Raw genomic sequence first — 22984 nt, 5'->3', positions numbered from 1 at the left:
CCTCGGCAGAACAATCAATTCTGTTGATTATTACCATTGCGTTTATGAACTTTTATATCGACTTATCGAGAGTAGCATTGGCTTCGTACCCACTTTATCGCCCTCCCAAGGAGCAACCCATCATGAAACGCCAATTACTGCTCAGCCTTACCCTGTCGATGCTAGCCAGCACGGCTTTCGCCCTGCCCGCTGCCGATCAGGCTACCCCACAAGTGAAATCGAACCACTCGGTGTTCAGCCAGACTGTTGCTGCTGACGGTGGCGACCGCACTCCTCAAGGTCAGACCCTGGCTGAAAACGGCCGTAATCGCCTGGAAGAAAAAGGCCTGGTACAAGATGGCTACGACAAGACTCCACAAGGTCAAGCTGTAGCAGAAGGTGGCCGTGATCGCCTCGAAGAGAAAGGTCTGGTTCAAGACGGCTATGACAAGACTCCACAAGGTCAGGCCCTGGCTTCCGACGGCTACGACAAAACCCCACAAGGTCAGACCCTGGCTTCCGACGGCTACGACAAAACCCCACAAGGCCAGACCCTGGCTTCCGACGGCTACGACAAAACCCCACAAGGTCAAACGCTGGCCGAAGGCGGTGGTGACCGTGTGATCGAACGCAACAGCGCCTTGAGCTAAGCCCGTGGCGGCCTGGAAAAAAGCCCAATCAGCCGATTGGGCTTTTGACTTTTTAAGCCCCGGCCCATCGCAAAACCGTATTTCCCCTCGCTGACGCTCCCCTGCCGTTCGACGCCGACAAAGCCGATTTGCTAGAGTGCGGCGCTTGTCCCGCTCAAGAAAACGCCATTGCGATGCTGCCCCGCGCCGAACAGAAACAACAGACCCGCAATGCCCTGATGGACGCTGCCCGCCATTTGATGGAAAGCGGCCGAGGATTCGGCAGCCTGAGCCTGCGCGAAGTGACCAAGACCGCCGGCATCGTGCCCACCGGTTTCTATCGGCACTTTGCCGACATGGACGAGCTGGGCCTGGTGTTGGTCAGTGAAGTCGGCCAGACCTTCCGCGAGACCATCCGCCTGGTGCGCCACAACGAATTCGTCATGGGCGGCATCATCGATGCCTCGGTGCGGATCTTTCTCGACGTGGTCAGCGCCAACCGCTCGCAATTCCTCTTTCTCGCTCGCGAGCAGTACGGCGGCTCGCTGCCGGTGCGCCAGGCGATTGGCCGTCTGCGCGAGAACATCAGCGCCGACCTCGCGGCCGACCTGACGCTGATGCCCAAGCTGCAACATCTGGACGCTGCCGGCCTGAGCGTGATGGCCGACCTGATCGTCAAATCGGTGTTCGCCACCCTGCCGGACATCATCGACCCGCCCGCCGAAGCCCTGCCGGAACATCTGACGCCGCAGGCGAAGATCACCCAGCAACTGCGCTTCATCTTTATCGGCCTCAAGCACTGGCAAGGGCTGGGCAGCACCGAGTAATCCCCTCTTCCCCAATACACCACAAATCCCCTGTAGGAGTGAGCCTGCTCGCGATAGCGGTCTTCCAGTTAATTGATTGCCGACTGGTAAACCGCTATCGCGAGCAGGCTCACTCCTACATTGTTTTGCGCGGTCGCCACAAATTGGTGCATGTAAAAATCTTCACGCACCAAAACCTTCCAAAATTCTGCAACATCTTGAAACATCCACTACGCTCCGACAGGGATTTCCTACATCTCGTCCGGTTGGCAAGCCCCTTGCTCTAGCCCTCCCTACAAGTCCATTGCTGGAAGCTTTCCGATGCTGGTGATTCATCGCAGAATCGACCCTCAACCTGTCTGGTCCGCCGAGTTGCACCTGACCTTCGAAGCACGTAGCAAAAGCCGTCTGCGCTGTTTCAGTGCCGATGGCGAAGACGTCGGGTTGTTTCTGGAGCGCGGTCAGCCGCCGTTATATGACGGCGAATGCCTGCAGGCCGAGGACGGCCGCATCGTTCGCGTCTGCGCCCGCCCCGAACAACTGCTGCACGTCACCTGCGCCAATGCCTTTGAACTGACCCGCGCCGCCTATCACTTGGGCAACCGCCACGTTGCGCTGCAAGTGGGCGATGGCTGGCTGCGCCTGCTCGACGACTATGTGCTCAAGGCCATGCTTGAACAGCTCGGCGCGCAGGTCGAGGCGATTGAAGCGCCGTTCCAGCCGGAACATGGCGCCTACGGCGGTGGCCATCACCATTCGCGGCACGGCGACGAAGACTTCAACTACGCGCCCAAACTCCATCAGTTCGGCGTACGCCTGTGAATCCGGCCTGGGCGCTGCTGCGCCTGGCCAGTCCGCAATTGCCGATTGGCGGCTACAGCTATTCGCAAGGCCTGGAAATGGCGGTGGATAACGGCCGCGTGAACAACCCGGACAGCGCCCGCCGCTGGATCAGCGATCAGTTGCTGCTCAACCTTGCCCGTTTCGAAGCGCCGCTGTTGCTCGCCCATTGTCAGGCGGCGGCCGAGGAAAACTGGGATGAACTGCTGCGCATCTGCGAAACCCACCGCGCCAGCCGCGAGACCCGCGAGTTGCATCTGGAGAGCCGGCAGATGGGTTACTCGTTGCAGCAATTGCTCAACGGTTTGCCGGAACTCGACGCACCGGCCAGGACCTTTCTCGAGCGATGCGCCGAGCCGCATCTGGCCCTCGGCTGGGCACTCGCCGCTCGCGCCTGGGGCATCAGCCCGCAGGACGCCCTCGCGGCGTGGCTGTGGAGCTGGCTGGAAAACCAGCTCGCCGTCTTGATGAAAACCCTGCCGCTGGGCCAGCAAGCCGCCCAGCGCCTGACCAGCGAACTGCTGCCACTGCTGCAACAGGCGCAGCAGGACGCCACCCGCATCAATCCCGAACACCTGGGCAGCGCCGCGTTTGGCCTGTCCCTGGCGTGCATGGCGCATGAGCGCCAGTACAGCCGCCTGTTCCGTTCCTAGGGCCTGTCATCTTGGAGAAGCACATGAACACACAACCCCTGCGCGTCGGCATCGGCGGTCCGGTCGGTTCCGGCAAGACCGCATTGACCCTGGCCCTGTGCCTGGCGTTGCGCGAACGCTACAACCTGGCCGTCGTCACCAACGACATCTACACCCGCGAAGACGCCGATTTTCTGGTGCGCAACGAAGCGCTGGCACCTGAACGGATCATCGGCGTGGAAACCGGTGGCTGCCCGCACACGGCGATTCGCGAAGACGCCTCGATCAACCTCGAAGCAGTCGATCAACTGAACCGGCGCTTTCCGGGGCTGGACCTGATTCTGGTGGAGTCCGGCGGCGACAACCTGTCGGCAACGTTCAGCCCGGAACTGTCTGACCTGACCATCTACGTGATCGACGTCTCGGCCGGTGACAAACTCCCGCGCAAAGGTGGGCCCGGTATCTGCAAGTCGGACCTGCTGGTGATCAACAAAATTGACCTGGCACCGCTGGTCGGCGCTTCGCTGGAAATGATGGATAGCGACACCAAGCGCATGCGCAACGGCAAGCCATTTGTCTTCAGCAACCAGAAGACCGGCCAGGGCCTGGACGAGATCATCGCCTTCATCGAGCGCCAGGGCCTGCTGAACGCCGCCTGACTTATTGACCAACAAGGAAGCTTATCCATGACACTCAAACGCATTCTCGGCGCCGTGGCGCTGCTGCTGACCCCGGCACTGGCCTTCGCCCACCCGGGCCACGGCGACAGCGGTCTGGTCGCCGGTATCAGCCACCCGATCGGCGGCCTCGACCACTTGCTGGCGATGGTCGCGGTCGGCCTGTGGGCGGCGCAGCAGCAAGGGGCCGCGCGTTGGGCGCTGCCGTGCACGTTTGTCGGCACTATGCTGATCGGCGGGATGCTCGGGTTCGAAGGGCTGGAGCTGCCGGCGCTGGAAAGCGGGATCGCCGCGTCCGTGCTGGCGCTGGGTCTGGCGGTGGCGCTGGCCGTGCGTCCGCCGCTGGTGATGGCGGTGGCCGCGACGGCGCTGTTTGCGTTGTTCCATGGTGTGGCGCATGGCCTGGAGTTGCCGGACATGACCAGCCCTTGGGCGTATGCCGCCGGTTTCGTGGCTGCGACTGCTGCGTTGCATGCGGCGGGTTATGCGGTTGTTCGCGTCCTCCCACAGGCTGCCGCGCCGCTGGTGCGACTGGCGGGTGCTGCTTCGGCAGTGACTGGCGCGTGGTTGCTGGCCGGTTGATCTCTATCGCCTGAACTGCCCCTTCGCAAGCAAGCCCGCTCTCACAGGTTTTGTGTACGCTGCAAATCCACTGGGGGAGCGGGCTTGCTCGCCAAGGCGGACTGACAGACACCGCGTCTCATCAGGCCGCCGCTCTGCTACCATGTCGCGCAATCGCCCCAGCCGTGACGACGTCCGCCAATGCCCCATGCTTCCCGCTCCACCTCCCTGCCTGAATTGACCGCCCTGTTCAGCGACGTGCAACAGCACTTTCTGAACGTGATCGTGCCGCTCTGGCAAGGCCCGGGCTGGAACGCCGACATGGCGCTGCCCTACGAAGCACTGGACGCCGCCCACCAGCCGCTGCCGCCACAACGCTATCGAGCGATGGCCTGCGCACGGCAGCTATATCTGTTTTCCAGCCTGATCGGGGTTGTGGATAACGCCGATGTGCGCGCCGCCGCACTGTTCCGCTCGCTGCAACGGCACTTCCACGATGCCGAGCACGGTGGCTGGTTCTACAGCATCGATGCGCAGGGCCAGCCGCTGGATCAACGCAAAGACCTCTACACCCACGCCTTCATCCTGTTCGCTTGCGCACATTACTGGGCCAAGTCCGGCGAGGCACTGGTGGAATCCACGCTCAACGCCGCACTGGAAGTTATCGCCCAACGCTTTGCCACCGGCGATGGCTTGTACGAAGCCTGCCTGGACCGCGACTGGAGCAGCCTGCAAACCGGCCCGTTGCAAAACCCGCTGATGCACCTGGCCGAAGCATTCCTCGCCACCCTTGCCGTGCGCGAAGATGCGCAGACGCAGCAAGCATTGGTCGAGTTATGCACAGCCATGCACAAACACTTCGTCGACCCGCAAGACAACGTGCTGATGGAGAAACCGCTGGGCGCTGTGGATAACTGGTACGAACCGGGCCATCAGTTCGAATGGTATTTCCTGCTGGAATCGTCGCCATTGCTGCGCGGCTCGAAACTGCACGCGGCGCTGGACCGGGCATTCGCTTTCACCGAACAGTTCGGCGTAGTACAGCCTTCAGGTGCGGTGCGGGCGATGCTCGATCTGCAACTGGATGGACGGCCGAAGGATTCGACCCAGCGCATCTGGGCTCAGGCGGAATACCTGCGTGCACTGACATTGCGCCCGGGCAGCGAAGCTACGGTGCTGCGCCAGTTGCAAGCGCTGCAGCAGCGGTTTCTGCATGCGGGCGGGTGGCATGAGTGCCGGGATGAGCAGGGTGAAGTCAGCCGCAAGGACATGCCGTCAACGACGCCTTATCACTTGGCGACGTGCTACAGCGGGCTGGCCGACTATCTGCGTTGATTGACAGACAGCTTTCGCGAGCAGGCTCGCTCCCACAGTTGACCTGTGCTGTTCACAAATATTGTGTCCGGCACAATTCCAGTGTGGGAGCGAGCCTGCTTGCGAATAGCCATTACACGGTCTCTAGGCAATCCACTTCTTGTCGCCAGTAAAACTGATGGTCAACCAGCGCGCCGCATCCGGCTCGCCCAACTGCGCCGAAATCTCCTCACGCAGCGCATCCAGCTGACCCACGCTGCTCAGCGCATAATCGGCCGGCAACACCACATGAATCTCGATGAATCGCGCCCGCCCGTGCTTCTGCACGTAGGTCACGTAATCGTCGAAACCATGCTCGACCTTCGCCGCCTCCATCACCTGCCGCACCTGGTCATCCAGCGTGTCCGGGGCGATGCCCAGCACATCGCGCAGCGCCGGGCCAAGGATCTTGAATGCCGGTGGCAACATGGTCAGGGCCAGCACGATCAGGATCAGCGGGTCGACAAACTTCGCCCACTCCCCAAAGCCCTGGGCCTTGAGCAACAGCGCCGCGAGAAAGCTGATCAACAGGCCGACCGAGAGCATCGCGTCCACCAGCCAACTGATGTTGTCGAACTGGATCAGGCTGGACTTGAGTTTGCGATTGCGTCGACGCACGTAGAAGAAGTAGGCGAATTCAACGACGGTGAACACCGCCGCATAAATGATTACCAGCCCCAGTTCGATCTCGCGGCCACCGTTGATGATGCCGAACACACCGTTGAGAAACGCATAGATGGCGATCAACAGCAGGAAGCTGCCCTCGATCAGCAACACCATCGGCTCCAGATGCCAGAAGCCGAACTGGAAGCGATGATTGCTCTCTTTGGCGATCAGCCTGGCGGTGATCAGCATCAGTACTTTGATGAAGGTGGCGATCAGCGAGAAAAAACCATCGAAAAGGATGGATTGCGAACCAGAAATAAAACCGGTGACGATCCCGGCGATCGACACCGCGAACATCAGGATGGTCGATTGTTTGAGCAGCGCCTGCTCACCTCGGTTACTCACGTAGCCTCCTCTAAAAACCCTTGAACCGCGGGGCGCGGTGGGGTTTGTCGGAGATGAGTTTACCTTATTGCCCTATTTTGGCTGATTTGCCCCCTTCGCGAGCAGGCTCGCTCCCACACAGGAATGCATTGCAAAGTGGGAGCGAGCCTGCTCGCGAATGGCCTCAACCCGGTCTCAGGCCTTGTTACGCTCGATGGCAAACCCGGCCCAGGTCTGGCTCACCGGCATCAGCTCGAGGCTGTTGATATTGATGTGCGCCGGCGCATTCATCACCCAGAAGATGGTCTCGGCGATGTCCTGCGGCTGGATCGGCTCGGCCCCGGCGTAAGTGGCGTTGTAACGCTCCTGGTCACCGGCAAAACGCACCAGCGAGAACTCGCTTTCGCACAGACCCGGCTCGATGTTGCTGACGCGCACGCCAGTGCCTTGCAGGTCGCAACGCAGGTTCAGCGAAAACTGTTTAACGAACGCCTTGGTCGCGCCATACACGTGGCTGCCCGGGTAAGGATAGTTACCGGCGATGGAGCCGAGGTTGACGATGCCGGCACCGCGACCATGCGCGATCAGACGCGGCAGCAGCAGACGGGTGCTGTACATCAGGCCTTTGACGTTGGTGTCGACCATGGTGTCCCAGTCGTCGAGGTCGCACTTGGGCGCCGGATCGACGCCCAGCGCCAGCCCGGCGTTGTTGATCAGGCCACGCAGCTTGGCGAAGGATGGCGGCAGATTGGCGATCGCCTCTTCCATCGCCTTGCGATCACGCACATCAAGCACCAGGCCATGCACTTCGGTCTGCTTCGACAACTCGGCGCACAGAGCGCTGAGGCGTTCTTCACGACGGCCGGTCAGCACCAGTTTCCAGCCAGCCTCGGCAAAACGGCGGGCACAGGCTTCACCAAATCCGGACGTCGCGCCGGTGATAAACAGGGTGTTGGACATCGTGTTCTCCTTGCTTCGGCCGCCGGGGCAGCCCCTGGAATAGAAAATCAGCAGGCAGCATGCCCGCCCGCGCTTTCACGGGCAACACCCACAAGCTGTACAAAAAACAACCAACCCTGCCAACCCCACAGCGACCGTGGCCTGTAGCCATGTGCGCGCACCTTATCCACAGTCCCTTCCACAGTTTCCGGGGGCAAGTGGAAACGCGCAAAGCCACGCCACACAAGGCTTTGCGCGGGAAATAGAAAGTTTTTTGCTTGACCCTGAAGCGGCAGTTGTGCCGGGCATGGCATTTTGCACGACCGACCAGTCACCTCAGTGATTGCGCGAGGCCAGTAATTACGGCCCTCAGCGCGGTCTTTCCAGAGTTTAGTCACAGACTTATCCACAGGCTTGCTCACATGGAATCGTCTGTCTGGTCGCGAGTATAAAAAGGTTGACAACGACGGCTTCAGCTCCAGTAAAAACGCCTGATCAAAAAACACTCACCGCCCTGAAAGCCACGTTTCAAAAGGGCTGCAGCCAGCTACTCCCACGTTATTCACAGCCAGCTCCACAGCAAACGGGGACAAGTCAAAACTGTGGAAAAACAGCCATTTGCAGCGTCTATATGTCGCGCTTTGACAGCTTCGGGAATTTGTTTTCCACAATTCTGAAAAATGGCGAAGATCAGAACTTGCGGTGAGTTTGAGATGAAAAAAGCCCCGGGACTTTCGTCGCGGGGCTTGTGGACAACTCAAGAAGCGTCAGTGCCCGCCCAGATAGGCGTTGCGCACCTCCTCGTTCACCAGCAGTTCCTTGCCGGTACCGGTCAGGCGAATCTCGCCGTTGACCATCACATACGCGCGATCCGACAGCTTCAACGCATGGTTGGCGTTCTGTTCGACCAGAAAGATCGTCATCCCGGTTTTCGCCAGTTCGCGCAGCGTTGCGAAGATCTGCTTCACCACGATCGGCGCCAGGCCCAGGCTCGGCTCATCGAGCAGCAACAGCTTTGGCCGACTCATCAATGCCCGGGCAATGGCAAGCATCTGCTGCTCGCCGCCGGACATGGTCATCGCCCGCTGAGTGCGGCGCTCTTCGAGCCGCGGGAACAGCGTGAACATGCGCTGCATGTCCTCCTTGGCATACTTGTCACCAATCGGGATGGTGCCCATCAGCAGGTTTTCCTCGACGGTCATGTCGGGGAACACCCGCCGCCCTTCCGGCGACTGCGCAATGCCGTTGGAGGCGATGTAGTGCGATGACTTGTGGGTAATGTCGACGCCTTGATAAAGGATCTGCCCGCCCGCGGCCCGTGGCTGGCCGAAGATCGACATCAGCAGCGTGGATTTGCCCGCGCCGTTGGAACCGATCAGGCTGACGGTTTCCCCTTCGTTGATCTGCAGCGACACGCCCTTGAGGGCCTGGATCGGACCGTAGAACACGTCGAGGTCTTTGAGTTCGAGGATCGGTCGGGTCATACCAGCTCCTCTTCGTCGGCGCCCAGGTAGGCGGCAATCACCTTCGGATCGTGACGGATTTGCTCGGGGCCGCCCTCGGCGATGACAACGCCGTGATCCAGCACCACGATGTGGTCGGAAATGCTCATTACCATGCCCATGTCGTGTTCGATCAGCACCACGGTCAGATCGTGCTCGTCGCGCAGCAGCCGGATCATCGCGCTCAGCGCTTCGGTTTCCTGAGGGTTGAGGCCGGCGGCCGGTTCGTCGAGGCAGATGATCTGCGGTCGCGTGCACATGGCCCGGGCAATTTCCAGACGGCGTTGCTGGCCGTAGGACAGCTCGCCGGCCAGACGGTTGGCGCAGTCCACCAGATCGACCACTTCCAGCCAGTAGAACGCGCAATCCAGCGCGTCGCTTTCGGCCTTGCGATAGCCCTTGGTGTTGAGGATGCCGGCCAGCATGTTGCGGTTGACCCACATGTGCTGGGCCACCAGCAGGTTTTCCAGCACCGACATTTCCTTGAACAGGCGAATGTTCTGGAACGTCCGGGCCAGGCCAGCACGGTTCACCAGGTGCGTACCGCCGAACATCTTGTAGTACAGGCGACTGAGGAAAGATTTCGGCGAAACGAAATCGGTCGGTTTGAACGACTCGCCCAACAGTTTGATGACGTTGGTCTGCTGGCCGCGCACGTTGAGTTCGATCTTGCCGCCAGAGGCCTTGTAGAAGCCGGTCAGGCAGTTGAACACGGTGGTCTTGCCTGCGCCGTTGGGGCCGATCAGGGCGAAGATCGAGTTGCGTTTGACCTTGAGGCTGACATCGCTCAGGGCCTTGATGCCACCGAAGTGCATCATCAGTTTTTCCACAGAGAGTACGACTTCACTCATGGCGCAGTCCTCTCATAGTGAATGGCACCTTTGCGTGGAGTAACCCCGGTACGGCTGATGCGGATCAGCCCTCGTGGTCGCCAGATCATCATCAACACCATCAGGATGCCGAACAGCAGCACGCGGTATTCAGCGAAGCCGCGCAGCAGTTCCGGGGCAACGGTCAGCACGAACGCCGCGATCACCACGCCGATGGTCGAACCCATACCGCCGAGCACGACGATGGCGAGGATCAGCGCCGATTCGAAGAAGGTGAACGAGGTCGGGTTGACGAAGCCTTGATAGGTGGCGAAGAACACCCCGGCCAGACCGGCTGTCGATGCTCCAATAGTGAACGCCGAGAGTTTGACCAGCACGTGATTGAGGCCCATCGAGCGACAGGCGATTTCGTCTTCACGCAAAGCTTCCCAGGCGCGGCCTACCGGCATCTTCACCAGACGATGCTTGATGTACAGCACGGCCAGCACCACCAGAAACAACACCGCGTAAATGAAGTAATACTTCACGTCCGGGTTGTAGGCGATGCCGAAGAACTCGTGAAACGGCACCCCGCCATCCTTCGCCCGCTTGCCGAACTCCAGACCAAAGAACGTCGGCAGCGGCGCCGGCATGCCGTTCGGGCCACCGGTGAGCGACAGCCAGTTGTTGAGGATCAGGCGAATGATTTCACCGAAGCCCAGGGTCACGATCGCCAGATAGTCACCGTGAAGACGCAACACCGGGAAACCGAGGATGCAGCCGGCAAGACCTGCGGTGATCGCCGCCAGTGGCAGCACGGTCCAGAAGCCCAGCCCGAGGTATTGATAACCCAGCGCCAGACCGTAGGCACCGATGGCGTAGAACGCCACATAACCGAGGTCGAGCAGACCAGCGAGGCCGACCACGATATTGAGCCCCAGCCCCAGCAGCACGTAGATCAGCCCGAGGATGACCACGCCCAACAGATAGGAGTTGGAAACAAACGGCACGATGACCGCAAGCACAATCAGTAACGGGATAATCCAGCGCAGCGAGGACTTGTGATCGGCAGGCAGCACATGCACACCGGAACCGGTGCTCTCGAATCCGTCGAGAATCTTCAGGCCTCTGGGCGTTTGCAGGAACAGGCTGAGGACAAAGCGGCCAATCATGACAATGCCGATGATCCAGGCCACGCGGGTCGGTTGGAGGTTGAAGCTGTAACCCTCGAGCACCACGCCGACAATCGGGCCAAAGACGATCAGGGCAATGAGGCCGGCAAGAATCGCCTCAACCAGGCTTTTTTTGATATCGATGTTTTTTTGAGTGGTTGAAGACATCGCTTACACCTTCGACACAAGAGGACGGCCCAACAGGCCCTGCGGCCGGAAGACCAGAACAAGTACGAGCAGCGAGAAGCTGAACACGTCTTTGTAGTCGGAGTTGACCAGGCCCGAGAACAGCGACTCGGAGATGCCAAGGATGATCCCGCCAAGCATCGCGCCGGGCAGCGAGCCGATCCCGCCAAGCACTGCGGCAGTGAACGCCTTGATGCCGATGACAAAGCCTGCGTAGAAGTCGAACGTGCCGTAGTTCATGGTGATCAGCACGCCGGCCAGGGCCGCCATCGCTGCACCGATGATGAACACGTAGGAAATCACCCGGTCGGTGTTGATCCCCAGGATCGAGGCCATCTTGCGGTCTTGCTGGGTGGCGCGGCACATGCGGCCGAGCTTGGTGTACTTGATCACGTAGGTCAGCAGGCCCATGCCGACGAACGCGGCGACGAGAATGAACACCTTGGTGTAGGTCAACTGCACGAAGCCTGTGCCGACGTCGATGCGCCAGGCACCGGTGAGCAGCGTTGGAACACCCTGTTGACGGGCGCCCTGGCTGATCTGGGCATAGTTTTGCAGGATCAGGGAGATCCCGATGGCGCTGATCAGTGGTGCCAGTCGGGTGGAGTTGCGCAGAGGTTTGTAGGCGACGCGTTCGATCACCCAGCCATAAACGCCAGTGACGACGATGGTGAAGACCAGCGTGCCGAGCATCAACAGCGGGAAGGATTCGATACCGAAGTAAGCCAGCAGAGCCAGACTGATTGCCGCCAGGTAAGCAGAAATCATGTAAACCTCGCCGTGGGCGAAGTTGATCATGCCGATGATGCCGTAGACCATTGTGTAGCCGATGGCGATCAGGCCATAGACCGACCCGAGGGTCAGGCCGTTGACCAGTTGCTGCAGGAAAATACCATCCATAACGCAATCTCACGCAATGAGAACCTGCACACCGGTGGGCGGGCGGCTCTTCTAGGAAAAATACAGATTTACGTCGGAGCAATGCAGACACGATCAGTCAAACCGCCTCTGTCCACTGTGGGAGCGAGCCTGATCGCGAAAGCGGTTGAACATTCAACACATGTGTTGGCAGTCATTCCGTCTTCGCGAGCAGGCTCGCTCCCACATGGAGCAATGGCTGTTCAGCTGATCGCGTCAGCCCTTACTTCTGTTTTTCCAGCTGATGGTATTTGCCGCTCGCGTCCCACTGGTAAACCACGTAGTCGGACACTTTCAGGTCGCCCTTCTTGTCCCAGGCTTTCTCGCCCATGACGGTTTTCACCGGGTTGGCTTTCAGCCACTCGGCGGCTTTCTCGCCACTGTTGGACTTGGCGCCGTTGAAACCGGCGGCCAAGGTCTGGATCGAAGCATAGGCGTACAGTGTGTAGCCTTCAGGCTCGGTGCCAGCCTTGCGGAACTGCTCGACCACCGCCTTGCTTTCCGGCAGCAGGCGCGGGTCGGCGCCGAAGGTCATCAGCACGCCATCGACGTATTGCGGGCCACCGGCAGTGGTCACCAGTTCGTCGGTGACGATGCCGTCGTCAGACATGAACTTCACGTCTTTCAGGCCTTCGGTGCGCAGTTGCTTGACCAGTGGACCGGCTTCCGGGTGCAGGCCGCCGAAGTACACGACATCGGCGCCCGCAGCGCGGATCTTGGTAACCAGGGCGCTGAAGTCTTTCTCGCCACGGGTCAGGCCTTCGTAGATCACCGGGGTCACGCCGCGCTTGATCAGCTGCGCCTTGGTCGCATCGGCCAGACCTTGACCATAGGTGTCCTTGTCGTGGATCACCGCGACTTTCTTGCCCTTGAGCACGTCGACGATGTAGTCGCCAGCCACGATGCCTTGCTGGTCGTCACGCCCGCACATACGGAACATGGCGCTCAGGCCGCGCTCGGTCACTTGCGGGTTGGTGGAACCCGGGGTGATCGCGATGACGCCGGCTTCGTCGTAGATTTCCGAGGCTGGAATGGTGGAGGAAGAGCAGAAGTGACCGACCACACCGGCAACCTTCTGGTTGACCAGGTCCTTGGCGACCGTCACCGCCTGTTTCGGTTCGCAGGCGTCATCGCCCTTGACCAGAACGATTTTCTCGCCGTTGACGCCGCCTGCCGCGTTGACCGCGTCCGCCGCTGCCTGTGCACCCTTCATGTACTGCTCGCCAAATGCCGCGTTGGCGCCAGTCATTGGACCCGCTACACCGATTTTCACATCAGCTTGAGCAAACGCGGAAACACCCAGCGCAGTTGCGACTGCGAGGGCCAGAAAGCCTTTCTTGTAAAACGTCTGGGACATGAGGTGGTGCTCCAAGGTTTTTTTTAGTTGGCACTGCGACTTCACTTCACTGAATGCTCTGAGCAAGCGCCGTGCCATCGGTTTTTTATTCTTCAAAAAGTCGCTGCTTTCTTGTTATTTCGACTGTTTCGTTCCCATTTTCATTGGGCGTGCAACCGTCTAAACCGCGGAAGGTGAAACCTTTTTAAATCATGGGCGCAACCCGCTTGCGCCATCATTGCAACCGCGGCACCAAACGACGTGCAACCAGCCTGTAACAGCTCGCGTCACCGAACTGCACACTGCTGGTGCGGGACTGCTACAACCCGCACCATTACAGGCTAGTCGTTGCGTCGGAAAGCGCCGCTTCCGGCAACATATTTCAACACTCAAATGACGATGCGCAGGCACTGGCCCGCGTGATACAGCGAGAACCCGGCCTCGTACAGGCAACTGCGCAAGCCGACACCGGCCAAGGGCTGCATCGGTGCGAAGGGGATCGGCAGGGCTTGAGGATTGCCGTGGCACAGGTAATCGGCGAAGGCCTTGCCGACCACGGTGCCAGTGGTCACGCCGCGACCGTTGTAACCGGTGACGGCGACCAGGCCGGGCGCCGGCTCGAACAGGCGCATCAGGTGATCGGGCGTGAAGGCGATGCGCCCGGTCCAGGTGCACTCCCACTCCACCGGTTTCAGGTTGGGGAAGTAATGTTGCTGTACCCGGTCAGCCCAGGCCTTGAGAAACCAGGTCGGTTTCTGATTGCCGTTACCCAGACTGCCCAGCAACAACCGGCCGTCCTTGTCGCGGCGAATACTGCTCAGCACCTGCCGCGTGTCCCACGAGCCCTGCCCGCCCGGGAGAATTTCCTGGGCCGCGTCTTCGGTCAGCGGCACCGAAGCGACCTGATAGTAATAACCGGGGAAGAAATTGCGCTTGAGTTCGGTCCAGTCGCCTTCGGTGTAGGCGTTGGAGGCAATGACCACTTGTTCGGCAAGCACTGAGCCCTGCTCGGTTTGCACCGACCATTGCTGGCCCTGGCGTTCGAGGCGGGTGACGGGCGAGTGATCGAACATCTGCCCGCCCAGGCCTTTCACCGCATTGGCCAGCCCGGTGACATAGGCCATCGGGTTGAGGGTGCCCGCGCGGCGGTCGAGCAGTGCAGCAGCGATTTTTTGCGTGCCAGTGGCCTGCTCGCAGGCCTTGCCAGTCAGCAGTTCGACCGGAGCGCCGCGGCGTTTCCATTGCTGCTCGCGACTGCGCAGATCCGCCTCGCCCTTGGCGTTGTGCGCCATGTGCAGGGTGCCTTCGCGGCGCAACTGGCAATCGATGTGGTATTTATCCACAAGGCTGAACACCAGCGCCGGCGCCGCTCCGAGCATGCGGTTGAGCTGGCTGCCAACGGCCTCGCCAAACCCGGCCTCGATCTCGTCCGGCGGGATCCACATCCCCGCGTTGACCAGCCCGACGTTGCGTCCGGAACCGCCGTGCCCGGCGCGATGCGCTTCCAGCACGCAGACGCGCTTGCCTTTTTCCAACAGATGCAGCGCCGCCGACAACCCGGTAAACCCGGCGCCGATCACGCAGACATCGACTTTGACTTCGCCGCGCAGCGCGGTGTTATCCGGGCGTTGCGGCGTGAGTTTTTCCCACAGACATTCTTCGCGTAACGGCATTGCCAGACTCCAACAGAAACCTGCCAAACACTGCATACCCTGTGGGAGCAGGCTTGCCCGCGAAAGCGGTATATCAGCCAACATCCATGTCGTCTGACCCAGCGCTTTCGCGAGCAGGCTCGCTCCCACAGGGGGGGGATCCACCTGTCAGTCGAAGGTAATGCCCTGCGCCAGCGGCAACTCCAGCGAGTAGTTCACGGTGTTGGTCTGGCGGCGCATGTACGCGCGCCAGGCGTCTGAGCCCGACTCGCGACCACCGCCGGTCTCTTTCTCGCCACCAAACGCCCCGCCGATTTCCGCGCCGCTCGGGCCGATGTTGACGTTGGCGATGCCGCAGTCGCTGCCGACCGCCGACATGAACTGCTCGGCCTCGCGCACGTCAGTGGTGAAGATGCACGACGACAGGCCTTGTGGCACTGCGTTGTTCAGGCGCAACGCTTCCTGGAAGTCGCTGTAACCGACCACGTAGAGGATCGGCGCGAAGGTTTCGCTGCAGACCACATCGCTCTGCTCCGGCATTTCAACGATCGCCGGCGACACGTAGTAGGCGTTGGGAAATTGCGCTTCAAGCTGACGCTTGCCGCCAAACACCCGGCCGCCCTCGCTCAACGCCTGCTCCAGCGCGTCCTGCATGTTTTCAAAGCTGTGCTTGTCGATCAGCGGGCCGACCAGATTGCCTTCCAGCGGATGGCCGATGCGCACTTTCGCGTAGGCGGCCTTGAGACGGGTGACGATTTCTTCCTTCACCGACTCATGGGCAATCAAGCGGCGCAAGGTGGTGCAACGCTGACCGGCAGTGCCGACCGCACTGAACAAAATGGCGCGCACGGCCATGTCCAGATCGGCGCTCGGGCCGAGGATCATCGCGTTGTTGCCGCCCAGTTCGAGGATGCTGCGGGCAAAACGCGCGGCGACTTTCGGCGCCACTTCGCGGCCCATGCGGGTGCTGCCGGTGGCGCTGATCAGCGCAACGCGCGGGTCATCCACCAGCGCCTCGCCGGCATCGCGACCACCGATGATCACCTGGCACAGATGCGCCGGAGCATCGGTGAAATTCTTCACCACGCGATCGAACAGCGCCTGGCAGGCCAGCGCGGTCAGCGGGGTCTTTTCCGACGGTTTCCACACCACCGGGTTACCGCAGACCAGCGCCAGCGTGGTGTTCCACGCCCACACCGCAACCGGGAAGTTGAAGGCACTGATCACGCCGACCACGCCCAGCGGATGCCAGGTTTCACGCATGTGGTGGCCCGGGCGCTCGGAGGCGATGGTCAAGCCGTACAGTTGACGGGACAGGCCGACGGCGAAGTCGCAGATGTCGATCATCTCCTGCACTTCACCCAAACCTTCCTGGGTGATCTTGCCCGCCTCCCACGACACCAGCTCGCCGAGGTCAGCCTTGTACTCGCGCAACACTTCGCCGAACTGGCGCACCAGCTCGCCGCGACGCGGGGCCGGCACCTTGCGCCATTGTTCGAACGCATGATCTGCGCGACTGATGTGCTGCTCGACTTCGGCCGGGCCTTCCCAGTTCACGGCGGCGATGCGGCTGCCGTCAATGGGCGAATGCACCGGCACTTTGCCGTTCTGGTACAGGGCCGGGTTCACGCCAAGACGATCAAGCAATGCGGCAACCATGGGTCACTCCTCAAGCGAAAAACTGAATGGGTGCGGCCGAATGTTCACGACCGGGCAGGCCTTTAGTTGTAGCGTCAGTACGACGAGGCAACAAACGACCTTTACGCGAGATATCATTCCGTTTATTCATGCTGCGCATAGAAAGACAAGAAAAAGGGATCACCCATGCTGAATAAACGCCACCTGCCGTCGATCACCGCATTGCAGTGCTTCGAGGCCGTGACCCGGCACCTGAGTTTTACCCGGGCCGCCGAGGAACTGAACCTGACCCAGAGCGCTGTCAGCAAGCAAGTGGCGCAGCTTGAGGAATTGTTGCAGCACTTGTTGTTCCGGCGAGTGCGTCGTCGCCTGCAAATGACCCCGGCCGGGGATTTGTACCTGGTGGAAGTCCGAAAAATCCTCACACAAGTGGAAATGTCGACGCATTACCTGCGTTCCTACGGCGGCGAGACCGAAGTCCTGCGCGTCTCTACGCCCTCGACCTTCGGCGCCCGCTGGCTGGTACCGCGCCTGAAAGGCTGGCGTCTGCGCCATCCGTCGATCCATCTGGATCTGTGCAACGAGCAGGAGGCGGATGATTTGCTGCAAGGGCGCAGCGATCTGGCGTTCTATTTCGGCCAGGGTTCCCGCCCCGGCACCGAATGCCTGAAGCTGTTCGGCGAAGAGCTGGTGCCGGTCTGTGCGCCGGGCAGCCTGCCGGATCAGCCATTCACCGACCCGACGCAACTGACCGATCTGGTGCTGCTGCAAAACGCTTCGCGCCCACAGGCGTGGCACGACTGGTTCGACAGTCAGGGTTACCACACCGAACACAGCTACCACGGGCCGCGTTTCGAAACCTTTTATATGTGCATCCGCGCCGCCCAGGTCGGCTGCGGCGTGGCGCTGTTGCCACGCTTTCTGGTGGAAGAGGAATTGGCCGACGGCAAACTGGTCATTCCCTGGCAGCATGCGATGCCCAGTTCCGACGCCTATTACCTGGCCTACCCGGAACATGCGGCGGAAGTGCCGAAGGTGCGCGATTTTGTGAAGTGGATGCTGGAGCAGATCAATAGCCCCGTCGACGACTGATTTCCCTTCGGCAACTCCAGGGAATTCGTCAGGCGATCACAAACAAGCTATCCACAACCTGGGCTTGAGCGAGACGTGCACGCAAATCGGCGTCTATAGCGCAATCATCCGGCTTGTACAGCCGAACGCGCCGATAAGCATCGACCCGATTGATATCGCGCCCAAGAAACTCCCAAACGACCCTTGAACAAGAAGGAGCACGGTGATCAGCAGCAGAAACCCCCAGTTTCAAACCATTGAGCCGCGTGATACAGCTTTTGAAACTCGGGATGAGAATGGTTTGGCTGATCTCGTTTGAAGTCAGCGATTCATAATCGACAAAAAACAGGCGATCGCGCAGGTAATAAGCAATACCCAGATATTGATACCGTTCAAAATCCCCTCCCGCCCCGGCAATCTGTAAGCGCTCGTTTCGCTCGTAAACAATGTCATCACCCTCCTCCCGCACGTGCACAAGCGAACACAGGATGGAGCCAGGTTCGGTCATAGCATGGTAATACTCATAGTAGTAGCCGACATGGGTTTTCAGTTCAGGTGAAGACTGTTGACGAAGGTGTTCATGCATTATCCGTGATGCCACCGCTGCTCCCGAGGCCTGATTCTTATTAGCCTTATCGCCAATCAGGGCAATAAATTTCTCCGGCGGCAAACCTATCTCAAACTCTTCCACGCCAAAAAAATCACAAATGCGTTTGAGATTGAAAGATGTTGGAACGCTTTTCCCACAAAGATACTTATTGAATTGCCCACGATTAATTCGAAGTTTCCTACAAACTTCTGCGACAGATCGGTAGTGACCTGACCACACAGCAGCTTCAAGTTAGCCGGAAGAAATTCACACATACAATGACCCAACAGAAATCAAGAGGCGGCAACCATAGCAGCAACTCGCATCACATTTAAGCAACTTGCGAAATTGCATCGGATGAAATATGGCTGGATATTACGACTCCTGAAACGCAGACACCATTAATACGCCAGCACTCTAAATAGCAAGGAGCTTTGAATGCTAGACATCATCAACGACTTTCTGTCGGGCAAGGTATTGATACCTTTAGTTCTAGGACTGGGAGGCTACTTCACCATCCGGTCGAAATTTGTCCAGTTCAGATATTTCCCCCATATGTTCGGCGTTCTACACGGCAGCTGGCGCGCTAGCAGCCATCATTTGAGTTCATTTCAGGCATTGACGCTCAGCCTTGCCGGCCGTGTCGGTACTGGCAATATAGTTGGCGTCGGGATTGCAGTGAGCATGGGCGGGCCCGGCGCAGTATTCTGGATGTGGATGACCGCTCTTCTAGGCATGTCGAGCAGCTTCTTCGAGTGTACGTTAGGGCAACTGTATAAGCGCAGCGATGGCAAAGGCCTGTACCGCGGAGGCCCGTCCTGGTACATCCAGCACGGTCTGGACAAGCGATGGCTCGGGATGATCTCGGCAGTGTTATTGCTGGTGACCTTCGGTTTTGCAATCAATGGTCTCGAATCCCATGCGGTATCACACTCGCTAAACGATGCATTTGGCTTGTCGCCTACGTACTCAGGGCTCGTACTTTCTTTGACGTTGGGAGCTGTCTTCGTTGGCGGAATAAAACGCATAGCTGCGGTAGCCGATCTTCTGGTTCCACTGAAGGTTCTCGCCTACGTCGGCGTCACTACCTATGTGATCGCTCTGCAGTTCGATCAGGTACCGGCCATGCTGATGACCATTATCAAAAGCGCGTTTGGTCTGGATCAGGCGTTTGGGGGAATGGTTGGCAGTGCAATCATCATGGGTGTCAGACGAGGCGTTTTCTCCAACGAAGCAGGACTCGGCAGTGCTCCCAATGTCGCCTCGGTAGCGAAGATCGAACACCCGGTTGCACAAGGCGCCGTACAAGCGCTGAGTGTTTTCATCGATACATTCGTCATCTGTACCTGTACAGCGTTATTGATTTTGCTTTCAGGTTTCTACACACCGGGGTTTGAAGGTGACGGGATTGCTCTGGCGCAAAACTCGCTGGCAGCCGTCGTCGGGGAATGGGGGCGGATGTTTATCAGCGTAGTGCTTGCGTTATTCGTCTTTACCGCAATGTTGTACAACTATTACTTGGGAGAAAACAGCTTGCGGTTCATATTTGCTGAACCACGAAAAACGCTGTTTTTCTATCGTGCGCTGGTGTTGATATTAGTGTTCTTGGGGGCTATCGAAGATCTGTCCACTGTTCTGGCTTTCGCAGACATCACCATGACGCTGCTGGCGCTCGTCAACCTGGTCGCCATGTTCCTGCTCTTCAAAATCAGCATGCGTGTTTTGCGCGACTACGACGAACAACGCCGTGCCGGCGTCAAGACTCCAGTTTTCGATTCAAGCAAATTCCTTGATCTGGATCTTGATCCTATAGCGTGGCCGCCAAGGCACCGCGGCCCTCATAGCGAGTGCGCTCAGTCCTCAAACATCAGCAAACAGCCTATTCAAACTTAGTTCGGAAAAATACAAAGCCATTAGATTAATTAATGGCTTTGCAGAAACCACTTCAATACCACTCAGACATAAAATTTAAAGAGCAATGCTTTTTCGAACTATCACGATTGAAAAACCGAAGGACGTTATCCCATGAATCGCTTTTACCCCCTCAAAGCAAATGCGACCAATATCCCGACATTCTTCATAGACTCGCACGCCACACCCAACCAATTATTTGAAGATGCCTGCTTCAGAATTCGCGCCGCTGCGGGCCTCCTGGAGGCTTTCACACTTGTCACCATTAAAGGCACTAACGACTCTGACTTTTACAGACTGATACTTCCGGCCTACGTATTACTTCAGGACGGCGTCGACACACTGGAACAGATCACCTTCAAAGGAGGTGTGATTCATGTATAAAATAGTCACCCAAGAAATGCTCAAAGCTGCCTTGATCAAAGCAGTTGAAATCCATCTAATACCCAAACACTCTCTATTGGCCGATTATTTAAAAAGCGGTGAACAACTTGAGCGAGTCATTCAAGCCGCGCTTGATGCGCAACCGAAAATAGCCAAGTTCTGTGGGCTAGGGTGTATGGCGTCAGAGGATCTTTCACCTGAAAGCAAAAAAGCGCTGGCAATCCCCACCGCTGATATGCGCCACTAGCACCATTGTTTGATACCGCGCCATGCGCGGTGCACCAGGAGACCCCGTTTATGAGCGAGAGTGTGTTTGCCGATCGCATCGTGCAGAACCTGCTCGACACCGACTTCTACAAACTGACGATGATGCAGGCGGTGCTGCACAACTACCCCAACGTCGAAGTCGAATGGGAGTTCCGTTGCCGCAACAGCGAGGACCTGCGGCCGTATCTGGCCGAGATCCGCTATCAGATCGAGCGTCTGGCCGACCTGAGCCTGAGCGCCGACCAGTTGAGTTTTCTCGAGCGCATCAGCTTCCTCAAACCGGATTTCCTGCGGTTTCTCGGGCTGTTCCGCTTCAACCTGCGCTACCTGCACACCGGCATCGAAAACGGCGAACTGTTCATCCGTCTGCGCGGCCCGTGGCTGCATGTGATTTTGTACGAGGTGCCGCTGCTGGCGATCGTCAGCGAAGTGCGCAACCGCTATCGCTACCGGGAAATTGAACTGGTGCAGGCGCGTGAACAGCTGTATCGCAAGTTCGACTGGCTCAGCGCCAACGCCTCGGCCGATGAACTGGCGCAGTTGCAGGTCGCCGATTTCGGCACCCGTCGGCGCTTTTCGTATCGCGTGCAGGAAGAAGTGGTGAACGTGCTCAAGCACGATTTCCCAGGGCGCTTCGTCGGCACCAGCAACGTGCATCTGTCCCGAGAACTGGACATGAAACCGCTGGGCACCATGGCCCACGAGTGGATCATGGCCCACCAGCAACTCGGCCCACGGCTGATCGACAGCCAGATCGCCGCCCTCGATTGTTGGGTACGGGAATACCGTGGCTTGCTGGGGATCGCCCTCACCGACTGCATCACCACCGATGCCTTCCTCGGCGATTTCGACCTGTTCTTCGCCAAGCTCTTCGACGGCCTGCGCCACGATTCCGGGGATCCGGTGCAATGGGGCGAAAAATGCATCGCCCACTACCACAAGCTCGGCATCGACCCGATGAGCAAGACGTTGGTGTTCTCTGACAGCCTGAGCCTGCCCAAGTCGCTGGAGATCTTCCGCGCGCTGCACGGTCGGATCAACGTCAGCTTTGGCATCGGCACCAACCTGACCTGTGACATTCCGGGTGTCGAACCGATGAGCATCGTGCTTAAAATGACTGCCTGCAACGGCCAGCCGGTGGCGAAGATCTCCGACGAGCCCGGCAAGACTCACTGTAAAGACCCCAACTTTGTCGCCTATTTGCGACACGTTTTCCAGGTTCCTGCCGTTTCCAGTCTATCTAGCAAGGAGTGAATTCATGCAAGCCGTACAGCGTGAGATTGCTGAACAGCTCAAGGTCCAACCGCCATTCGCCGGCCACCAGGCCCTCGAAGCGGAAATCGCCCGGCGCATCACCTTCATCCAGGACTGCCTGGTCAACTCCGGTCTCAAGACCCTGGTGCTGGGCATCAGTGGCGGTGTCGATTCGCTGACCGCAGGTCTCTTGGCCCAGCGCGCCATGCGCGAACTGCGCGAGCGCACCGGCGACCACAGCTACAAGTTCATCGCCGTGCGACTGCCGTACGAAACCCAGTTCGATGAGCACGACGCACAAGCTTCGGTGGACTTCATCGCCCCGGACGAGCGCCACACCGTCAACATCGGCCCGGCGGTCAAGTCGCTGGCCAGTGAAGTCGCGGCGTTTGAAGGCAAGCACGCGGTGTCGGTGGACTTTGTGCTCGGCAACACCAAGGCGCGGATGCGCATGGTCGCCCAGTACACCATCGCCGGCGCAGCGCACGGTCTGGTGATCGGCACCGACCATGCGGCGGAAGCCGTGATGGGTTTCTTCACCAAGTTTGGTGACGGCGCCTGTGATCTGGCGCCGCTCAGCGGCCTGGTGAAAAACCAGGTCCGGGCGATCGCCCGCCGCTTCGGTGCGCCGGAGTCGCTGGTGGAGAAAGTGCCGACCGCGGATCTGGAAGACCTGTCACCGGGCAAACCGGACGAAGCGTCCCATGGCGTGACCTACGCCGAGATCGACGCGTTCCTGCACGGCGAGCCGGTGCGCCAGGAAGCGTTCGATATCATCGTCGCGACCTACAACAAGACCCATCACAAGCGTGTCATGCCGTTCGCGCCTTGATCGCCGATGGAATGAAAAAGCCCGCTGAGGAGTGATCCTCTGCGGGCTTTTCTTTGG

Annotated in this window: 23 protein-coding genes; 13 read left to right on the top strand and 10 right to left on the bottom strand. The window is 59.3% G+C overall.

Going from position 1 to position 22984, the window contains the following annotated elements; genetic code table 11:
• Positions 1-122 precede the first annotated feature (122 nt).
• The 7 genes from AC0J41_RS01125 to AC0J41_RS01095 all read left to right on the top strand — a co-directional run bounded on the left by AC0J41_RS01125 (position 123) and on the right by AC0J41_RS01095 (position 5459).
• Entirely contained in the window at positions 123-629 is a 507-nt protein-coding gene (locus AC0J41_RS01125; RefSeq protein WP_473014335.1) for a hypothetical protein, read from the top strand.
• 173 nt (positions 630-802) lie between these two features.
• Positions 803-1435, top strand: coding sequence for a TetR family transcriptional regulator (locus AC0J41_RS01120; RefSeq protein ID WP_025111817.1), 633 nt, complete (start codon positions 803-805; stop codon positions 1433-1435).
• 300 nt (positions 1436-1735) lie between these two features.
• The gene (gene ureE / locus AC0J41_RS01115) at positions 1736-2236 is read left to right on the top strand and encodes an urease accessory protein UreE (RefSeq protein WP_025111818.1); all 501 of its coding nucleotides are present in this window, start codon (positions 1736-1738) and stop codon (positions 2234-2236) included.
• A complete protein-coding gene (locus AC0J41_RS01110; protein ID WP_473014334.1) occupies positions 2233-2907 on the top strand; it encodes an urease accessory protein UreF in 675 nt (224 codons plus the stop codon). The genes ureE and AC0J41_RS01110 overlap by 4 nt, the downstream gene beginning before the upstream one ends.
• 23 nt (positions 2908-2930) lie before the next feature.
• On the top strand, positions 2931-3545 hold the full coding sequence (ureG, locus tag AC0J41_RS01105; protein WP_473014333.1) for an urease accessory protein UreG: 615 nt from the start codon (positions 2931-2933) through the stop codon (positions 3543-3545).
• A 27-nt stretch (positions 3546-3572) separates the two neighbouring features.
• Complete coding sequence (locus tag AC0J41_RS01100; RefSeq protein ID WP_473014332.1) at positions 3573-4145, top strand: HupE/UreJ family protein; 573 nt, start codon at positions 3573-3575, stop codon at positions 4143-4145.
• A 180-nt stretch (positions 4146-4325) separates the two neighbouring features.
• Entirely contained in the window at positions 4326-5459 is a 1134-nt protein-coding gene (locus tag AC0J41_RS01095) for an AGE family epimerase/isomerase (protein ID WP_473014331.1), read from the top strand.
• A gap of 123 nt (positions 5460-5582) precedes the next feature.
• Here AC0J41_RS01095 and AC0J41_RS01090 read toward each other — a convergent pair whose 3' ends face one another.
• The 9 genes from AC0J41_RS01090 to amaB form a co-directional block, all read right to left on the bottom strand.
• Positions 5583-6488 (bottom strand): cation diffusion facilitator family transporter, encoded by a 906-nt coding sequence (locus tag AC0J41_RS01090; RefSeq protein ID WP_473014330.1) that lies wholly within the window; start codon positions 6486-6488, stop codon positions 5583-5585.
• 174 nt (positions 6489-6662) lie between these two features.
• Positions 6663-7427, bottom strand: a complete 765-nt coding sequence (locus tag AC0J41_RS01085) for an SDR family oxidoreductase (protein WP_473014329.1) — start codon at positions 7425-7427, stop codon at positions 6663-6665.
• A gap of 746 nt (positions 7428-8173) precedes the next feature.
• Complete coding sequence (locus tag AC0J41_RS01080) at positions 8174-8890, bottom strand: ABC transporter ATP-binding protein (RefSeq protein ID WP_025111825.1); 717 nt, start codon at positions 8888-8890, stop codon at positions 8174-8176.
• Positions 8887-9759, bottom strand: coding sequence for an ABC transporter ATP-binding protein (locus tag AC0J41_RS01075; RefSeq protein WP_025111826.1), 873 nt, complete (start codon positions 9757-9759; stop codon positions 8887-8889). Before AC0J41_RS01075 ends, AC0J41_RS01080 begins: the two co-directional genes overlap by 4 nt.
• On the bottom strand, positions 9756-11057 hold the full coding sequence (gene livM, locus AC0J41_RS01070; protein ID WP_473014328.1) for a high-affinity branched-chain amino acid ABC transporter permease LivM: 1302 nt from the start codon (positions 11055-11057) through the stop codon (positions 9756-9758). Before livM ends, AC0J41_RS01075 begins: the two co-directional genes overlap by 4 nt.
• Before the next feature lie 3 nt (positions 11058-11060).
• Entirely contained in the window at positions 11061-11975 is a 915-nt protein-coding gene (locus AC0J41_RS01065) for an ABC transporter permease subunit (protein ID WP_003221160.1), read from the bottom strand.
• Positions 11976-12216: 241 nt separating this feature from the next.
• Positions 12217-13350: an ABC transporter substrate-binding protein gene (locus tag AC0J41_RS01060; RefSeq protein WP_025111828.1), complete on the bottom strand. Its 1134-nt coding sequence runs from the start codon at positions 13348-13350 to the stop codon at positions 12217-12219.
• A 368-nt stretch (positions 13351-13718) separates the two neighbouring features.
• On the bottom strand, positions 13719-15002 hold the full coding sequence (amaA, locus tag AC0J41_RS01055) for an L-pipecolate oxidase (protein ID WP_473014327.1): 1284 nt from the start codon (positions 15000-15002) through the stop codon (positions 13719-13721).
• Between the two features lie 147 nt (positions 15003-15149).
• Positions 15150-16640: an L-piperidine-6-carboxylate dehydrogenase gene (amaB, locus tag AC0J41_RS01050; RefSeq protein WP_025111830.1), complete on the bottom strand. Its 1491-nt coding sequence runs from the start codon at positions 16638-16640 to the stop codon at positions 15150-15152.
• Positions 16641-16805: 165 nt separating this feature from the next.
• Between amaB and AC0J41_RS01045 the strand changes: the two genes are divergently transcribed.
• The gene (locus AC0J41_RS01045; RefSeq protein WP_473014326.1) at positions 16806-17711 is read left to right on the top strand and encodes a LysR family transcriptional regulator; all 906 of its coding nucleotides are present in this window, start codon (positions 16806-16808) and stop codon (positions 17709-17711) included.
• A gap of 28 nt (positions 17712-17739) precedes the next feature.
• On the opposite strand, the gene AC0J41_RS01040 is transcribed toward AC0J41_RS01045, so the two are convergent.
• Entirely contained in the window at positions 17740-18381 is a 642-nt protein-coding gene (locus AC0J41_RS01040; RefSeq protein ID WP_473014325.1) for an XRE family transcriptional regulator, read from the bottom strand.
• 336 nt (positions 18382-18717) lie between these two features.
• Between AC0J41_RS01040 and AC0J41_RS01035 the strand changes: the two genes are divergently transcribed.
• The 5 genes from AC0J41_RS01035 to nadE all read left to right on the top strand — a co-directional run bounded on the left by AC0J41_RS01035 (position 18718) and on the right by nadE (position 22927).
• Complete coding sequence (locus AC0J41_RS01035) at positions 18718-20172, top strand: alanine/glycine:cation symporter family protein (protein WP_473014324.1); 1455 nt, start codon at positions 18718-18720, stop codon at positions 20170-20172.
• A gap of 132 nt (positions 20173-20304) precedes the next feature.
• Positions 20305-20574 carry a hypothetical protein gene (locus AC0J41_RS01030; RefSeq protein WP_473014323.1) on the top strand — a complete coding sequence of 90 codons (270 nt, stop codon included), beginning with the start codon at positions 20305-20307 and terminating at the stop codon, positions 20572-20574.
• Positions 20567-20821 (top strand): hypothetical protein, encoded by a 255-nt coding sequence (locus AC0J41_RS01025; RefSeq protein WP_473014322.1) that lies wholly within the window; start codon positions 20567-20569, stop codon positions 20819-20821. Before AC0J41_RS01030 ends, AC0J41_RS01025 begins: the two co-directional genes overlap by 8 nt.
• Positions 20822-20871: 50 nt before the next feature.
• Positions 20872-22095: a nicotinate phosphoribosyltransferase gene (gene pncB / locus AC0J41_RS01020; protein WP_025111835.1), complete on the top strand. Its 1224-nt coding sequence runs from the start codon at positions 20872-20874 to the stop codon at positions 22093-22095.
• Between the two features lie 4 nt (positions 22096-22099).
• A complete protein-coding gene (gene nadE / locus AC0J41_RS01015; protein WP_424799991.1) occupies positions 22100-22927 on the top strand; it encodes an ammonia-dependent NAD(+) synthetase in 828 nt (275 codons plus the stop codon).
• The last annotated feature ends 57 nt before the right edge of the window (positions 22928-22984 follow it).

The organism is Pseudomonas sp. Arb-4-2C, from assembly GCF_055755015.1.
Note: the sequence above shows the minus strand (reverse complement) of the source record. Positions and strands in the feature narration are given on the sequence as shown.

Bases quoted from the DNA above. Each gene is read 5' to 3' on its own strand.
- AC0J41_RS01125 (WP_473014335.1), top strand. From the start codon at position 123: ATGAAACGCCAATTACTGCTCAGCCTTACCCTGTCGATGCTAGCCAGC.
- AC0J41_RS01120 (WP_025111817.1), top strand. From the start codon at position 803: ATGCTGCCCCGCGCCGAACAGAAACAACAGACCCGCAATGCCCTGATG.
- ureE (WP_025111818.1), top strand. From the start codon at position 1,736: ATGCTGGTGATTCATCGCAGAATCGACCCTCAACCTGTCTGGTCCGCC.
- ureG (WP_473014333.1), top strand. From the start codon at position 2,931: ATGAACACACAACCCCTGCGCGTCGGCATCGGCGGTCCGGTCGGTTCC.
- AC0J41_RS01100 (WP_473014332.1), top strand. From the start codon at position 3,573: ATGACACTCAAACGCATTCTCGGCGCCGTGGCGCTGCTGCTGACCCCG.
- AC0J41_RS01095 (WP_473014331.1), top strand. From the start codon at position 4,326: ATGCCCCATGCTTCCCGCTCCACCTCCCTGCCTGAATTGACCGCCCTG.
- AC0J41_RS01085 (WP_473014329.1), bottom strand. From the start codon at position 7,427: ATGTCCAACACCCTGTTTATCACCGGCGCGACGTCCGGATTTGGTGAA.
- AC0J41_RS01080 (WP_025111825.1), bottom strand. From the start codon at position 8,890: ATGACCCGACCGATCCTCGAACTCAAAGACCTCGACGTGTTCTACGGT.
- AC0J41_RS01075 (WP_025111826.1), bottom strand. From the start codon at position 9,759: ATGAGTGAAGTCGTACTCTCTGTGGAAAAACTGATGATGCACTTCGGT.
- livM (WP_473014328.1), bottom strand. From the start codon at position 11,057: ATGTCTTCAACCACTCAAAAAAACATCGATATCAAAAAAAGCCTGGTT.
- AC0J41_RS01065 (WP_003221160.1), bottom strand. From the start codon at position 11,975: ATGGATGGTATTTTCCTGCAGCAACTGGTCAACGGCCTGACCCTCGGG.
- AC0J41_RS01060 (WP_025111828.1), bottom strand. From the start codon at position 13,350: ATGTCCCAGACGTTTTACAAGAAAGGCTTTCTGGCCCTCGCAGTCGCA.
- amaA (WP_473014327.1), bottom strand. From the start codon at position 15,002: ATGCCGTTACGCGAAGAATGTCTGTGGGAAAAACTCACGCCGCAACGC.
- amaB (WP_025111830.1), bottom strand. From the start codon at position 16,640: ATGGTTGCCGCATTGCTTGATCGTCTTGGCGTGAACCCGGCCCTGTAC.
- AC0J41_RS01045 (WP_473014326.1), top strand. From the start codon at position 16,806: ATGCTGAATAAACGCCACCTGCCGTCGATCACCGCATTGCAGTGCTTC.
- AC0J41_RS01035 (WP_473014324.1), top strand. From the start codon at position 18,718: ATGCTAGACATCATCAACGACTTTCTGTCGGGCAAGGTATTGATACCT.
- AC0J41_RS01030 (WP_473014323.1), top strand. From the start codon at position 20,305: ATGAATCGCTTTTACCCCCTCAAAGCAAATGCGACCAATATCCCGACA.
- AC0J41_RS01025 (WP_473014322.1), top strand. From the start codon at position 20,567: ATGTATAAAATAGTCACCCAAGAAATGCTCAAAGCTGCCTTGATCAAA.
- pncB (WP_025111835.1), top strand. From the start codon at position 20,872: ATGAGCGAGAGTGTGTTTGCCGATCGCATCGTGCAGAACCTGCTCGAC.
- nadE (WP_424799991.1), top strand. From the start codon at position 22,100: ATGCAAGCCGTACAGCGTGAGATTGCTGAACAGCTCAAGGTCCAACCG.